The 14,218-nt window shown below is 56.6% G+C and carries 15 protein-coding genes; 11 read left to right on the forward strand and 4 right to left on the reverse strand.

The features are described 5' to 3' along the window. Positions 1-14: 14 nt before the first annotated feature. The 9 genes from KHU33_RS15435 (at position 15) to msrA (ending at position 9,381) form a co-directional block, all read left to right on the forward strand. A complete protein-coding gene (locus KHU33_RS15435) occupies positions 15-1,205 on the forward strand; it encodes a phosphoglycerate kinase (RefSeq protein WP_211464451.1) in 1,191 nt (396 codons plus the stop codon). 171 nt (positions 1,206-1,376) lie between these two features. After that, positions 1,377-2,810 (forward strand): pyruvate kinase, encoded by a 1,434-nt coding sequence (gene pyk / locus KHU33_RS15440; protein ID WP_211464454.1) that lies wholly within the window; start codon positions 1,377-1,379, stop codon positions 2,808-2,810. A gap of 96 nt (positions 2,811-2,906) precedes the next feature. Further along, positions 2,907-3,971 (forward strand): class II fructose-bisphosphate aldolase, encoded by a 1,065-nt coding sequence (gene fba, locus KHU33_RS15445; RefSeq protein ID WP_211464456.1) that lies wholly within the window; start codon positions 2,907-2,909, stop codon positions 3,969-3,971. 108 nt (positions 3,972-4,079) lie between these two features. Next, positions 4,080-4,976: a phosphoribosylaminoimidazolesuccinocarboxamide synthase gene (locus tag KHU33_RS15450; RefSeq protein ID WP_211464458.1), complete on the forward strand. Its 897-nt coding sequence runs from the start codon at positions 4,080-4,082 to the stop codon at positions 4,974-4,976. After that, on the forward strand, positions 4,976-5,485 hold the full coding sequence (gene purE / locus KHU33_RS15455) for a 5-(carboxyamino)imidazole ribonucleotide mutase (RefSeq protein ID WP_407928287.1): 510 nt from the start codon (positions 4,976-4,978) through the stop codon (positions 5,483-5,485). The genes KHU33_RS15450 and purE overlap by 1 nt, the downstream gene beginning before the upstream one ends. Positions 5,486-5,490: 5 nt before the next feature. Next, positions 5,491-6,696 (forward strand): 5-(carboxyamino)imidazole ribonucleotide synthase, encoded by a 1,206-nt coding sequence (locus tag KHU33_RS15460; RefSeq protein WP_211464462.1) that lies wholly within the window; start codon positions 5,491-5,493, stop codon positions 6,694-6,696. Next, positions 6,697-7,731 (forward strand): L-threonylcarbamoyladenylate synthase, encoded by a 1,035-nt coding sequence (locus KHU33_RS15465; RefSeq protein WP_211464464.1) that lies wholly within the window; start codon positions 6,697-6,699, stop codon positions 7,729-7,731. 269 nt (positions 7,732-8,000) lie between these two features. Further along, the gene (locus tag KHU33_RS15470; RefSeq protein WP_211464466.1) at positions 8,001-8,723 is read left to right on the forward strand and encodes an OmpW/AlkL family protein; all 723 of its coding nucleotides are present in this window, start codon (positions 8,001-8,003) and stop codon (positions 8,721-8,723) included. A 124-nt stretch (positions 8,724-8,847) separates the two neighbouring features. Beyond that, complete coding sequence (gene msrA / locus KHU33_RS15475) at positions 8,848-9,381, forward strand: peptide-methionine (S)-S-oxide reductase MsrA (protein ID WP_211464468.1); 534 nt, start codon at positions 8,848-8,850, stop codon at positions 9,379-9,381. Between the two features lie 50 nt (positions 9,382-9,431). Here the strand turns inward: msrA and KHU33_RS15480 are convergent, their stop codons facing one another. The 3 genes from KHU33_RS15480 to KHU33_RS15490 all read right to left on the reverse strand — a co-directional run bounded on the left by KHU33_RS15480 (position 9,432) and on the right by KHU33_RS15490 (position 11,907). Then, the gene (locus KHU33_RS15480; RefSeq protein WP_211464470.1) at positions 9,432-10,646 is read right to left on the reverse strand and encodes a class I SAM-dependent methyltransferase; all 1,215 of its coding nucleotides are present in this window, start codon (positions 10,644-10,646) and stop codon (positions 9,432-9,434) included. Between the two features lie 62 nt (positions 10,647-10,708). After that, the gene (gene pdxH, locus KHU33_RS15485) at positions 10,709-11,362 is read right to left on the reverse strand and encodes a pyridoxamine 5'-phosphate oxidase (RefSeq protein ID WP_211464472.1); all 654 of its coding nucleotides are present in this window, start codon (positions 11,360-11,362) and stop codon (positions 10,709-10,711) included. Beyond that, positions 11,359-11,907: a hemerythrin domain-containing protein gene (locus KHU33_RS15490; protein WP_211464474.1), complete on the reverse strand. Its 549-nt coding sequence runs from the start codon at positions 11,905-11,907 to the stop codon at positions 11,359-11,361. Before KHU33_RS15490 ends, pdxH begins: the two co-directional genes overlap by 4 nt. 200 nt (positions 11,908-12,107) lie before the next feature. Here KHU33_RS15490 and tcdA point away from each other — a divergent pair, with 200 nt between their 5' ends. Beyond that, positions 12,108-12,962, forward strand: coding sequence for a tRNA cyclic N6-threonylcarbamoyladenosine(37) synthase TcdA (gene tcdA, locus KHU33_RS15495; protein ID WP_211464476.1), 855 nt, complete (start codon positions 12,108-12,110; stop codon positions 12,960-12,962). Between the two features lie 308 nt (positions 12,963-13,270). Continuing rightward, the gene (locus KHU33_RS15500; RefSeq protein ID WP_211464478.1) at positions 13,271-13,975 is read left to right on the forward strand and encodes an MgtC/SapB family protein; all 705 of its coding nucleotides are present in this window, start codon (positions 13,271-13,273) and stop codon (positions 13,973-13,975) included. A 58-nt stretch (positions 13,976-14,033) separates the two neighbouring features. Here KHU33_RS15500 and KHU33_RS15505 read toward each other — a convergent pair. After that, a partial coding sequence (locus KHU33_RS15505) for a hypothetical protein (protein ID WP_211464480.1) occupies positions 14,034-14,218 on the reverse strand: 185 nt, incomplete at its 5' end.

Raw genomic sequence — 14,218 nt, forward strand, 5'->3', positions numbered from 1 at the left:
ATTGTCTGATCGACATGAAATTCAATCGACTAAGCGACTTGATCGCGCAACACCAGCTGCAAGGCAAGCGCGTGTTTATCCGTGCCGACCTCAATGTGCCGCAAGACGCGGCCGGCAATATTACTGAAGATACGCGCGTGCGCGCTTCGGTGCCGGCGATTCGCCAGGCGCTTGACGCGGGGGCGGCGGTGATGGTGACTTCACATCTGGGACGTCCGGTCGAAGGCGAATTCAAGCCGGAAGATTCGCTGGCGCCTATCGCCAAGCGTCTGGCGGAATTGCTGGGGCAGCCGGTTGAGTTGCGCCAAAACTGGGTCGATGGCGTAGAAGTAGCGCCGGGTCAGGTGGTGTTGCTGGAAAATTGCCGCGTCAACAAGGGCGAGAAAAAGAATAGCGACGAGCTGGCGCAAAAGATCGCCAAGCTTTGCGATATCTATGTGAACGACGCTTTCGGCACCGCCCATCGGGCCGAAGCCACCACCCACGGCATCGCCAAATTTGCGCCGGTTGCTTGCGCCGGCCCCTTGCTGGCGGCTGAGCTGGACGCTTTGGGTAAAGCCTTGAACCAGCCGGCGCGGCCGCTGGTGGCGATCGTTGCCGGCTCCAAGGTGTCGAGCAAGCTGACTATATTGAAAGCGCTGGCCGACAAGGTCGACAATCTGATCGTCGGCGGCGGCATCGCCAATACCTTCTTGCTGGCCAGCGGCCTGAAAATCGGCAAATCGCTGGCGGAACCGGATCTGGTCGATGAAGCTAAAGCGATTATCGAGATGATGGCCAAGCGCGGCGCCTCGGTGCCGATTCCAGTGGACGTGGTGTGCGCCAAGGAGTTTTCACCGATGGCGGCGGCGCAGGTCAAGGATGTCGGCGATGTGGCCGACGACGACCTGATTCTGGACATCGGCCCCAAGACCGCGGCGACGCTGGCAGCGCAAATCGGCCAGGCCGGCAGCATCGTCTGGAACGGCCCGGTCGGCGTGTTCGAATTCGATCAGTTCGGCGAAGGCACCAAGACGCTGGCGCTGGCGATTGCCGGTTCCAAGGCATTTTCGATTGCCGGCGGCGGCGATACGCTGGCGGCGATCGCCAAATACAAGATTACCGACAAGATCGGTTATATCTCCACCGGCGGCGGCGCTTTCCTGGAGTTTCTGGAGGGAAAGACCTTGCCGGCGGTTGAGATTCTGTTGCAGCGCGCTGCTTGACTAAAGGGATATTCGGGATATTCGAGAACTCCGTCATCCTCGCGAACGCGGGGATCCAGGTTGCAGCCTAAAATGGATTCCCGCGTTCGCGGGAATGACGCCGACGGGATGATTCGAATTCCTTATTAAGATCGCTACACATTTTATTCATGCGGTACTGAAAGGTTGTCCATGCAAAGAGCTACCAAGATCGTCGCCACTATCGGACCTGCATCCAGCGATGCCGACACACTGGCGCGGATGTTCACCGCCGGGGTCGATGTGGTGCGCCTGAATTTTTCGCATGGCAAGGCGCAGGATCATATCGATCGCGCCAAGCTGGTGCGTGAAGTAGCCGCGGCTTGCGGCAAGCAAGTCGCCATCATGGCCGATTTGCAGGGCCCGAAGATCCGGGTCGGCAAGTTCGAGCAAGGCAAGATCGAATTGACGAATGGCGAAAAATTCATTCTCGACGCCGATTGCGCCATGGGCAGCCTGGAGCGCGTCGGTCTCGATTACAAGGCCTTGCCGCGTGACTTGAAACCCGCTGATGTGCTGTTGCTCAACGATGGCTTGATCGTATTGACGGTCGAGAAAATCATCGGCAACGAAATTCACACCATCGTCAAGATCGGCGGTGAACTGTCCAACAACAAGGGCATCAACCGCCAGGGCGGCGGTTTGTCGGCGCCGGCGCTGACCGCCAAGGACATGGATGACATCAAGACTGCCATGAGTTTCCGGGCCGATTACGTTGCTGTTTCTTTCCCGAAGAACGCCACCGATATGGAAATGGCGCGGCAACTGGCGAATGTCGCCGGCGAAGCTTACGATCACAAGCCGATGATGATCGCCAAGATCGAACGGGCCGAAGCGATCCCGGTGTTGCAAGAAATTCTCGATGCTTCCGACGGTATCATGGTGGCCCGCGGCGATCTGGCGGTGGAAGTCGGCAATGCCGCTGTGCCTGCGCTGCAAAAGCGCATGATCAAGATGGCGCGCGCGTCCAACAAGCTGGCGATCACCGCGACCCAGATGATGGAGTCGATGATCGTCAATGCGGTGCCGACCCGGGCCGAAGTATCCGACGTCGCCAACGCTGTGCTGGACGGCACCGACGCCGTGATGACTTCCGCTGAAACCGCTTCCGGCAAATATCCGGTGGAGACGGTGGAAGCGATGGCGGCGATTTGCCTGGAAGCCGAGAAATCGGAAGACTGCAAGCTCGACGCCGATTTCCTGAATGTCCGCTTCACCCGTGTCGATCAATCTATTGCCTATGGCGCCTTGTTTACCGCGCACCATTTGCGGGTCAAGGCGATTGCGGCACTGACCGAATCCGGCTCCACGCCGCTGTGGATGAGCCGGCACAACATCGATATCCCTATTTTTGCCCTCACCCCAAGTGTCGCCACCCAGCGCAAAGCTGCCTTGTACCGCAATGTGCAAACTTTTGAACTGGGTAAATCCACTGACCGCGAAGCAGTGTTGAAGGCCGCGCAGAATTTGCTGCTGGCCAAGGGCGTGGTGCAACTGGGCGATCTGGTGGTGGTCACATGGGGTGAGCCGATGGGGCAAATCGGCGGCACCAACGCGCTCAAGATCATGAAGATCGGCGAGTATTGAATTGCTTGGAGCAGAATCGGTTGGGGCACTTTCTTTTCGCATTGCTGCCCAACTTGAGCGCTGTTCCACAACAGATTTTTATTATCGGAGTACAACATGCCTCTCGTATCCATGCGTCAATTGCTGGACCATGCAGCTGAAAACAGCTATGGCCTGCCTGCTTTCAACGTCAACAACCTGGAACAAGTCACCGCCATCATGCAGGCTGCCGATGAAGTCGGCGCGCCGGTCATCATGCAAGCCTCGGCCGGCGCCCGCAAATATGCCGGTGAAGCGTTTTTGCGGCACCTGATCGAAGCGGCGGTAGAAGCCTACCCGCACATTCCGGTGGTGATGCATCAGGATCACGGCCAGTCGCCGGCGGTATGCATGGCGGCGATCAAGTCAGGTTTCACCTCGGTGATGATGGACGGTTCGCTGATGGAAGACGGCAAATCGGTTGCCAGCTACGAATACAACGTTGAAGTATCGCGCAAAGTGGTGGAGTTCTCGCACGCCATCGGCGTCACCGTGGAAGCGGAACTGGGCGTGCTCGGTTCGCTGGAAACCATGATGGGCGACAAGGAAGACGGTCACGGCGCCGACGGCAAGATGACCCGCGAGCAGCTGCTGACCGATGTCTCGCAAGCCGCCGATTTCGTCAAGCAGACCCAATGCGATGCGCTGGCGATTGCGATCGGTACTTCGCACGGCGCGTACAAGTTCTCGCGCAAGCCAACCGGCGATATCCTGGCGATTGAGCGCATCAAGGAAATCCACACCCGCATTCCCAACACCCATCTGGTGATGCATGGTTCGTCATCGGTACCGCAGGAATTGCTGGCGGAAATCCGTCAGTTCGGCGGCGACATGAAAGAAACCTACGGTGTGCCGGTGGAAGAAATCCAGGAAGGGATTCGTCACGGCGTACGCAAGATTAATATCGATACCGATATTCGCCTGGCAATGACTGGCGCGATCCGCCGTTATCTGATCGAAAATCCAAGTAAATTCGATCCGCGCGATTACCTCAAGCCGGCGCGCGAAGCTGCCAAGGCAGTGGTGAAAGCCCGTTTCCTGGCGTTTGGCTGCGAAGGCCAGGCTGCCAAGATCAAGCCTGTTTCCCTGGAAAAAATTGCAGAGAAATACAAGAAGGGCGAGCTGGCGCAGATCGTTCAGTAACAGCTATATGCGGTGCCGGCGCCAGGCAAGTCCTGGCGCAATAACTTACCAGGTGCAGAATGATGTTTACATCGTTCTTTACCTGGTTTTCTGACTTTTGGAACAACCATGACAAGCCTCTACCAATCCACCATTACCTCACTGCCATTGCTCGGTCGCGGCAAGGTGCGCGAAAACTATGCCGTCGGTGAAGACAAGATTCTGATCGTGACTTCCGATCGCCTGTCGGCTTTCGACGTCATCATGAATCAACCTATTCCGGGCAAAGGCAAGGTCTTGAACCGCATGTCCGATTTCTGGTTTGAAAAGCTGGCGGCGATAGTCCCCAACCATCTGACCGGGATTGCCCCGGAGTCGGTGGTGGCGCCGGATGAAGTCGAGCAAGTGCGTGGCCGTGCAGTGGTGGCGAAGCGCCTGCAGCCGATCATGGTCGAAGCGGTGGTGCGTGGCTACATCATCGGATCGGGCTGGAAAGACTATCAGGCGACTGGTGCGATCTGCGGCATTTCCTTGCCGGCGGGTTTGCAACAGGCTGCCAAGCTGGCTGAGCCGATTTTCACCCCGGCCGCCAAGGCCGAGATGGGCGAGCATGACGAGAACATCAGCTTTGCCGACATGGAAAACCGCATCGGCAAGGAATTGGCTGAAAAGATCCGCAGCATCAGTATCGAACTGTACAAGACCGCAGCCGACTACGCGGCGACGCGCGGCATCATCATCGCCGACACCAAATTCGAATTCGGCCTCGATCAGGACGGCGTTCTGCATCTGATGGATGAAGTGCTGACTGCCGATTCATCGCGCTTCTGGCCGGCCTCCAGCTATCAGGTCGGGATCTCGCCGCCATCGTTCGACAAGCAGTTCGTGCGCGATTACCTGGAAACCGTCACCAGCTGGAACAAGACTGCGCCTGCGCCGACCCTGCCCGAAGATGTCATCGAAAAAACCGGCGCAAAATATCGTGAAGCGCTGTTTAGCTTGACCGGCGAAACGCTGAAGGATTGATGATGACTAAGGATACTGTGAGCCAGCCGCTGATCGGCATCGTCATGGGTTCCTCCTCAGACTGGGAGGTGATGCAGCACGCGGTCGCCATCCTGAGCGAGTTTGGCGTTGCCCACGAGGCGCAGGTGATCTCGGCGCACCGCATGCCGGATCAGATGTTTGCTTATGCTGAAACGGCCCGTGCGCGCGGCTTGCGCGCCATCATCGCCGGCGCCGGCGGCGCTGCCCATCTGCCGGGCATGATCGCCGCCAAGACCATCGTGCCGGTGCTGGGCGTACCGGTGCCGTCCAAGTATCTGCGCGGCGAGGATTCCTTGCTGTCCATCGTGCAGATGCCGAAAGGGATTCCGGTTGCTACTTACGCCATTGGCGAAGCTGGCGCGGCAAATGCCGCTTTGTCGGCCATCGCCATGCTGGCCGCCACCGACGAGGTACTCGCCGATAAGCTGCTGGCGTTCCGCGCCAAGCAGACGCAAATTGCCCTTGATATGAAATTGCCTCCGGTATGAGTGGTATGGAAGACAAAGCGCACAATTCGACAGATCCTATTGTTCCCACCACTACGCCGGCAACCTGGCTGGGCGTGATGGGCGGCGGCCAGCTGGGCCGCATGTTCACCCATGAGGCACAAGCCATGGGTTACAAGGTGGCCGTGCTCGAGCCAGAGCAGGATTGCCCCACCGGGCATGTCGCCGATCGCCATTTTCTGGCCGACTACAGCGATGAAGTGGCCTTGACCGAGATGGCCGGTTTGTGTGCGGCGGTGACCACCGAATTTGAAAACGTTGCCGCCGAGAGTCTGGCGATACTGGCGCGCCACAGCTTTGTCGCTCCGGCCGCAGCCTGTGTCTCGGTAGCCCAGGATCGCATGGTGGAAAAACGTTTCTTCACCGAATGCGCCAAGACATCGACGGTGCTGCCTGCACCGCATCATCTGATTGCGTCGGCAGCGGATATCGATAATATCCCGGCCGATTTATTGCCCGGGATCCTGAAAACGGTCCGGCTCGGTTATGACGGCAAGGGGCAGGCGCGGGTGCGCAGCCTGGACGAAGTGCGTCAGGCATTCGCCGACATGAACGGCGTCGCCTGCGTGCTGGAAAAGATGCTGCCGCTGGCTTATGAAGTGTCGGTGCTGGTGGTGCGCGGCGTTGACGGTACGGCTGCGGTGTATCCGATCGCCGAAAACGTGCATCGCGACGGCATCCTGTTTACCACCACGGTGCCGGGCCCGAATGTCTGCGGCGAAACCGCCAAGCGCGCCCAGCATGCGGCGCTGGCCATCATTGAGCAGCTCGCGTATGTCGGCGTCTTGTGCATTGAATTTTTTGTCTTGCAAGACGGTTCGCTGGTGGTCAACGAGATGGCGCCGCGCCCGCATAACAGTGGCCACTACACCATGGATGCCTGCGTCACCAGCCAGTTCGCGCAGCAGGTGCGCGCCATGGCGCGCATGCCTTTGGGCGATACCCGTCAACATTCACCGGCGGTGATGCTGAATATCCTGGGCGATGTCTGGTTCGACGGCGACAGTCAGCAAGCGCGTGAACCGGCATGGGACCGGATCCTGGCTTTGCCGGCGGCGCATTTGCATTTGTACGGCAAGGCGCAGGCCCGTCGTGCGCGTAAAATGGGACATATCACTTTTGTCGCAGCGACCTTGGCAGAAGCGCAGCAACAACTGGCGGCGGCCTGCGACATCCTCGGCATCGCACTGTAAATGAAAAACTCGGCTATCGATCTGCAAGCAATCCAGCTGGCGGCACGCAAGCTGGAAGCCGGCGCATTGGTCGCGTTTCCTACCGAAACGGTGTATGGACTGGGTGCCGACGCTGAAAATCCGGCCGCGATTGCCAGCATCTACGCCGCTAAAGGGCGCCCATCCAACCATCCGGTGATTGTTCATGTGGCGCCCGAAGCGGACATCAGCTACTGGGTTGAGTCGGTGCCGCCACAGGCGCAAGCGCTGATAGCCGCTTTTTGGCCGGGGCCGCTGACGCTGATTTTGCCGCGTGCAGCGCATATACCGGACCAGGTTTCAGGCGGTCAGAGCTCGATCGGTTTGCGTTGTCCGTCGCATCCGGTGGCTCAGGCATTGTTGCGCGAGTTCAAGGGTGGCAAGGGTGGCGTTGCTGGTCCGTCCGCTAATAAATTCGGCCATGTCAGTCCGACCACGGCGCAGCATGTGCGCGACGAATTCGACGCCGATGGCGATAGTCCGATCGCTTGTATCTTGGATGGCGGTCAAAGCGAAGTCGGTATCGAATCGACCATCATCGATTTATCGCGTCTCGCCACGCACGGCCCGGTGTTGCTGCGGCCCGGTCATATCAGCGCCGCACAAATTGCCGCAGTGCTGGGGGTTGCGGTACAAGCCGCCGACGCCACCGCTCCGCGCGCCTCCGGCACGCTTGAGTCGCACTATGCGCCGCGCACTCCGGTGCTGTTGGTGCCTTCTGAGCAGTTGACAAGCACGCTGCGGCAATTGCATCAGGCCGGGCAAAGTCTGGCGCTGATCAGCTATTCGATGCTGGCCGCGGACACACCGCCGCTGGCCGCGCAATTCCCCATGGCAGCTTCGCCTCAGGCTTATGCCCACGATCTTTATGCGGCACTGCGCAATATGGATCATGCAGCGGCAGACTTGATCATGGTTGAGGCACCGCCGTCCGACCTGGCCTGGCAAGGTATCAACGATCGTTTGCGTCGCGCTGCGCACGATTCATCTGCCGTACTGGCGGGTTTCAAAAAATAATTTGAGGTAAAAAAGCTACAACTATAGTCAAATGATTCTAAAGCTGGCATAGTGTAAAAAAAAGAATAGCACGCGCGTTCTTTTTGGTCGAAGGCGCGTGGACAGATATCCGGAAATCATGGATACGCCACCTTGGTAAGCGCAGTCGAATAAGAGAGCGTTGTCTGGCCCGTCCAGAATTGCAAAACGCCGGAAAAATGGGTTTGTACTGTATTCGCTGCAGGCAAAGATCCCGCTACTAAAAATGAAGTGTAACTTGGAGAAGACATATGAAAAAACAATTTAACGTATTGCCAAAGCTGGCTGCCCTGTCCGTACTGGCAGCCTTCGCAGCTCCCGCGATGGCGCAGCAGGCTGGCGACAACGTGGTCAATGCAGGCTGGGCTCACATCGGCCTGAATCAATCCAGCGAATTATTGAAAATCAACGGTACTGCGATCCCGAATACTGGCGCCCACGTTTCGGACGCTGATACGTTGATCCTGCAATTCACCCATTTTTTCACGGACAATATCGCAGTCACTGCCGATCTGGGCATACCGCCGAAATTCAAACTCAATGGTGCGGGCGCTCTGCAGAGCCAAGGGCAGATTGGCACGGCCAATCAATGGAGTCCGGCGCTGCTGGCCAAGTACTACTTCGGTGATGCTAACAGTCAGTTCCGCCCTTATGTCGGTGCCGGTGCTGCCTATGTCTGGTATTCGAATATCAAGATCAATAACAACTTCCAGCAGCTGCTCGGCGCCGTTGCCGGGAACCCTGGGGCACCCACCAGCGCTGACCTGAGCAGCTCTTTGGCGCCGGTCGCAAACGTTGGTATGGTCTACAATTTCGACAAAAACTGGTCTGCCAACTTCTCCCTGTCTTATGTGAAACTGAGCACCAAAGCTGACCTGAAGACACAGCGTCTTGACGGTACTACGTCTCACGCCACGACTAAACTGACTCTGGATCCACTGGTGTCTGTGCTGACAATCGGCTATAAATTCTAAGTTGTGGGATGAGGTTTGTGTTGAAAGCCCTGCATAGTCAGGGTTTTTTTTCGTCTATCGCGTAGAGTCCCGAATTGCGTTAAAGTTAAAGTGTTATTAGAAGGTAACCAGAGGAGTAGCAGCCATGAGTAACGAAGTTGCGGTATTAGGGGGCGGGTGTTTCTGGTGCCTGGAGGCTGTATATCAAGAAATCAAGGGCGTACAGCATGTCGAATCCGGCTATACCGGCGGTCATGTAACGAACCCGAGTTATGAGCAAGTCTGCGAAGGCACCACCGGCCATGCTGAAGTAGTGGCAGTGACATTCGATACGGAGCAGATCAGTTTTCGCGAGTTATTGGAAATCTTCTTCACGATCCACGATCCGACTACCTTGAACCGGCAGGGCAATGACGTCGGCACGCAATACCGTTCTGCGATCTATTATCAGTCGCCGCAGCAGAAGAAGGTCGCGGAACAAGTGATTGCAGAAATGGCCAATGTCTGGGACGCACCCATCATCACCGAGTTGAGTCCTGCAGAAGCCTATTACAAGGCGGAGGACTACCATCAGAACTACTTCCGCCAACATCCCTTACAGGGCTATTGTGCGTTTGTAGTCGCGCCAAAAGTGGCAAAGCTGCGCAAGATATTTACCGAGAAGGTCATCGGCAACTGAGGGTTTATCCACTGTTCCAGGCAGAACAGTGGATATGTGTAGTCTGCAGATTATTTCGAAGCCTGATAAATATAATCCCGGGACCAGGGCAGGGTGCTCGCGCTGCGTCCTGCTTTACGGCACACAACCTGGTACAGCGACACCCAATCGCGCTCGAAGCCGTAAGAACTGCCCGCCAGATAAATGCGCCAGATACGGAAACGCCGGTCATCCACTGTTTTTCTGACTTCCTCGGCGCGCGCTTCCAGATTGTCTGCCCAGATGCCGCAAGTCTTGGCGTAATGGCGCCGTAGATTTTCCACGTCGAATACTTCCAGTCCGCCTTCCTGCATGGTTTTCAACACCAGGCCGATATGCGGCAATTCGCCGTGCGGGAACACGTACTTGTCGATGAATTCGCCGCCGCCGTATGGCGATTCGCCGTTGTCGATGTCGGTCGTGGTGATGCCATGATTCATCGCGATGCCATCGTCCGCCAGCAAACTACGGATGCGCGAGAAATACATAGGCAGATTATTCAGGCCGACATGTTCGAACATGCCGACGCTGGTGATCCTGTCGAAGCTGCCGGTAATATCGCGATAGTCTTGCAAGCGAATTTCTATCTGGTCTTCAAGGCCGGCTTGCGCAACCCGCTCTTTGGCCAATGCGTACTGGTTTTCCGAGAGCGTGATGCCGACACATTTTGCGCCGAACTTTTGCGCTGCCCGCAATACCAGCGCACCCCAGCCGCAGCCGATATCGAGCAGGGTCTGGCCCGGCCGGACCTGGATCTTGGTCAGGATGTGATCGATCTTTTTGAGTTGGGCAGTGGCCAGGTCTTCATCGCCGTTCTCGAAATAGGCGCAGGAATAGACCATGTTCTGGTCCAGCCACAGCTTGTAAAAATCATTGGAGACGTCGTAGTGATAACGAATCGCTTCGGCGTCTTTTTCCTTGTTGTGGCGGAAGGTGCGGGTAATGCGGGAAAATTTGCCATCCGCCTTCAGTGTATTGGCGGCCAGTGCATTGCCGACGGCGATGATTTCCTTGATTTTCCCTTCGACTTCGATTTTGCCTTCGACATAGGCCTCGCCGAGATTGGCGAGGGATGGCGTCAGCAGATAAGTGAGAGAGGATACATGTGGCACGCGTACGGTAACCTCCGGCGTCGCATATGTGCCAAAGTCAAACCGCTGGCCGTTCCACAATTCCAGCCGCAACGGCAGTGCGGCATGGTGACGGACTTCACTAACCCAGTTTTCAAGCTTCTTTTCCCAGAACACGATTTCTCCTCCGGTGATTAAATACTTGTACCAAGCGGCCAGCGTTGACCAATGACGCGGAACTAAGGCTGCAGGCGTTGCCGCTGCCAGCTGCCATTTGCGTCCAGGGTATACAAAATCCGGTCATGCAAACGGGACCGCCGTCCTTGCCAAAATTCTACCGTATCCGGAAAAAGTCTGTAGCCGCCCCAATGCTTTGGGCGCGGCGGGTGATCGTAAAACTCTTGTTCGGCTTTTGCGTATTCGGCTTCGAGCATGTCGCGGCCGTCGATGGGCTGGCTTTGTGCCGATGCAATCGCACTGAGGCGGCTGCGTAACGGCCGGCTGTGAAAATAAGCATCGCTCTCGCTTTCTGAGACACGCTCGACTCTTCCTTCGATGCGTACCTGGCGTTCCAGCGCTATCCAGTGAAACAGCAGTGCAGCGTAGGGATGTTCCAGAAGTTCGTGGCCCTTGCGGCTTTCGAAATTGGTAAACCAGGTGAAACCACGTTCATCAAACTGTTTGATCAGTACGATGCGGGATGATGGCCGGCCATTGCTGCCCACCGTTGCCAGGCTCATCGCATTCGCTTCAGGCACTTCAGCCTGGATGGCTTCATCAAACCATTTTCCGAACTGCGTAATCGGATCGGCGGCGCTGTCGGCTTCTGACAGGCTGGCCTGGCTGTAGTCGATTCTGAGATCTGCGATTGATTGCTCCTTGGTTTGGCTCATGCTGAAATACCTCGACGTTGTTGCATTGCTGCTCCTAGCTGTTGCATCTGCTGCTCATTGAAAATGCGCTTGGCCATGGGGGCGATCCAGGTTTCTTCTTTTTCCATGTGAGCAGAGTAGATGGTAGAAAATTGATGGACGTCTTGCGGCGACAGCAGCGTCGCCGGGGTTGCCGCTTCGCCGTCGGCGATATGCGTCAATTGTTGATTGAGAGAGTGCCAGAGCTTATCCATCTGCTGATGTTCAGCCAGGATTTCGGGCATCAGTTTTTGCAGCAGGGCGGCGTCTTCGCCTGTTGCTGTGGCGTTCAACATCGGCAGCAGGTCGTGTTCTTCATCGGCATGATGATGCGGGGCGGCTTGATTGAAATAGCGCATGACGCTGTGGGCCGCCTGTTGTGCCTGGTCATCGTTGCCGTGCTGCGGCACATGGTCGAGCAAATTCTGCAGTGTGGCGAGCTGCTTGCGTATCCGTTCGTGGCAGTGCTTGAGGACTGCGATCGGCTGGCTGAAATCCGGCGCCGTGCTTATTAATGCGTTTGGCATGGTGATGTATCTCGTGGGTTAACCTGGGATGCTCCCGGTGGATAGATGCTTATCTGATAATTCATCTATAAATAACAATGTAGTTATATTAAAACACTTCAAAATAAATCCGTCTTGCGGAGCCGGTAAAATAGCGTCAATAGCGATATCCGGTCGTCCTCGGATATTTTGACGATTGCCTGTATTTTTTGCTTCCAACCATGCCTTCATCTGTCGTATCAAGCGCCTCTGGCGTTTCCGCTCCCACTACTATCGATCTCGATGAAATCGATTTCGACCGGCGCTTTGGCGGCATCGCACGCCTGTATGGCGCCGCCGCGCTGGCGCGTTTTCTGCAAGCGCATGTCTGCGTGATCGGAGTCGGCGGCGTTGGTTCCTGGGCGATCGAGGCATTGGCGCGCAGTGCGATCGGCAATCTGACCATGATCGATCTGGATAATCTGGCCGAATCCAACATCAATCGTCAGGTCCATGCGCTGACCGATACGCTGGGCCAGGCCAAAGTGAGCGCGCTGGCGGCCCGTGTTGCGCAGATCAATCCCTACTGCCATGTCACCGAGGTGGAAGATTTCATTACTGCAGATAACTTGCCGGAAATGATAGGCGAGCAGCGTTACGACTATGTGATCGACGCCATCGACAATGTTCGTGCCAAGACCGCGTTGATTGCCTATTGCCGCGACAAGGGCATTCGTCTGATCACGATTGGCGGCGCAGGCGGTCAGGTCGATCCTACCCGGATTGAAATCCGCGATCTCTCCAAGACCGAGCAGGAACCTTTGCTGGCCAAGGTACGCAAGCGTTTACGCTCGGAACACCGTTTCCCGCGCGGCGACAGGAACCGCTTCGGCGTCGATGCGGTGTTTTCCACCGAACCCTTAAGTGCGCCGCTCACCGAAGAGGTATGCAGCATCGACGCTGACGCCGCGCCCGGTGTCACGGGGCTGAATTGCGCCGGTTATGGCTCGGCGGTGGTGGTTACCGCGACCTTCGGCCTGGTGGCAGCCGCCCACGTCCTGCGCAAGCTGGCGGCGGATGTAGCGGTTGTTGCTTGACTTGCCCATAGTGTCTACATAGAATCCCGTGGACTATCTTCGTAGGAGATCCGGTTTTGGACAGTTGTACCAGTAGCCGCGGATGGGCGCGCAGCCCGCTGCAATTCATCTGCTAGTCAGTAGTAGGCCATTGCTACAGTTTATGAATTGACGCGCTGTAGTATCTCGTGCGATCCGGCATCGCCACCATATATTCCCATCCCTTCGTTTGTTTGCATTGTTAGCTGATCTTCAGTACCTGAAGCAGCGCTGAACACCCACGGATTGTCGCCAGCTGGCATGGCGATGTACACAGAAAGGTAGTGAAGATGGATTGGAAAATATTTACCTTGCGCGTATTGCTCGCCTTGACCTTAGGTTCATTGATAGGCGCAGAGCGTCAAATGCGCCAGCGCATGGCCGGTTTGCGGACTAACGCCCTGGTGTCGATAGGTGCATCGCTGTTCGTCATGGTCTCGGCGTTCGAGTCGGATCCGCAAGGTGCGACCCGGATCGCGTCTTATGTCGTGTCTGGTATCGGTTTCCTTGGCGCCGGCGTCATCATGCGCGAAGGGATTAACGTGCGCGGGCTCAATACCGCTGCGACGCTGTGGTGCTCGGCGGCGGTCGGCGTGCTGTGCGGGCTTGGTCATGCACTGGAAGCCGCCATCGGCGCCGCTGCAATATTAGGCGCCAATGTATTGTTGCGAGGGGTTTCCCACTTGATCAATCGCCAGGATCTGCATAGCGCGACTGAAATCGAGCAGGTATATCGCCTCTCTATAGTATGCAGGCCGGAAGACGAGGTGCAGGTACGTACTTTGATGCTGCATATGTTGAATGGCATGCCGCACCTGGTTGTGCAGTCGCTGCATAGCGAGGACTTGGCTTCCGGCACTCAACTGGAAGTGCGGGCAGATTTGATTACTTCACCTAGCAACCATTCGCAGCTGGAACAGATAGTCAGCCGTATCAGTCTGGAAAAGGGCGTGAGCGCTGCGCGCTGGGCAGTATTGAATTCTGTGGATGTGTAGTTGATAGGTGCTGTTGATGGGCGTGGATTTGGGTAAAAAGAAGTAAATCGAAATATATTTAACAAAGTACTTGCTGGGTTTTAAAAGGGTTGCTATAGTTCGCCTCCCGTTGAGAACGACGCGAGATAAGCGAAGCAGCTGAAGAGAAGTTGGGGCTGATTTGGCGCGGAGTTTGAGGTGGGGAGGCGGGGCTGATGGTGGTGTGGGTAGTAAAAAGTTTTTCGGTGAGTGGTAAAAAAGTAG

Source organism: Collimonas silvisoli (assembly GCF_018305005.1).
Lineage (GTDB): Bacteria > Pseudomonadota > Gammaproteobacteria > Burkholderiales > Burkholderiaceae_D > Collimonas > Collimonas silvisoli.

Bases quoted from the DNA above. Each gene is read 5' to 3' on its own strand.
- KHU33_RS15435 (WP_211464451.1), top strand. From the start codon at position 15: ATGAAATTCAATCGACTAAGCGACTTGATCGCGCAACACCAGCTGCAA.
- pyk (WP_211464454.1), top strand. From the start codon at position 1,377: ATGCAAAGAGCTACCAAGATCGTCGCCACTATCGGACCTGCATCCAGC.
- fba (WP_211464456.1), top strand. From the start codon at position 2,907: ATGCCTCTCGTATCCATGCGTCAATTGCTGGACCATGCAGCTGAAAAC.
- KHU33_RS15450 (WP_211464458.1), top strand. From the start codon at position 4,080: ATGACAAGCCTCTACCAATCCACCATTACCTCACTGCCATTGCTCGGT.
- purE (WP_407928287.1), top strand. From the start codon at position 4,976: ATGATGACTAAGGATACTGTGAGCCAGCCGCTGATCGGCATCGTCATG.
- KHU33_RS15460 (WP_211464462.1), top strand. From the start codon at position 5,491: ATGGAAGACAAAGCGCACAATTCGACAGATCCTATTGTTCCCACCACT.
- KHU33_RS15465 (WP_211464464.1), top strand. From the start codon at position 6,697: ATGAAAAACTCGGCTATCGATCTGCAAGCAATCCAGCTGGCGGCACGC.
- KHU33_RS15470 (WP_211464466.1), top strand. From the start codon at position 8,001: ATGAAAAAACAATTTAACGTATTGCCAAAGCTGGCTGCCCTGTCCGTA.
- msrA (WP_211464468.1), top strand. From the start codon at position 8,848: ATGAGTAACGAAGTTGCGGTATTAGGGGGCGGGTGTTTCTGGTGCCTG.
- pdxH (WP_211464472.1), bottom strand. From the start codon at position 11,362: ATGAGCCAAACCAAGGAGCAATCAATCGCAGATCTCAGAATCGACTAC.
- KHU33_RS15490 (WP_211464474.1), bottom strand. From the start codon at position 11,907: ATGCCAAACGCATTAATAAGCACGGCGCCGGATTTCAGCCAGCCGATC.
- tcdA (WP_211464476.1), top strand. From the start codon at position 12,108: ATGCCTTCATCTGTCGTATCAAGCGCCTCTGGCGTTTCCGCTCCCACT.
- KHU33_RS15500 (WP_211464478.1), top strand. From the start codon at position 13,271: ATGGATTGGAAAATATTTACCTTGCGCGTATTGCTCGCCTTGACCTTA.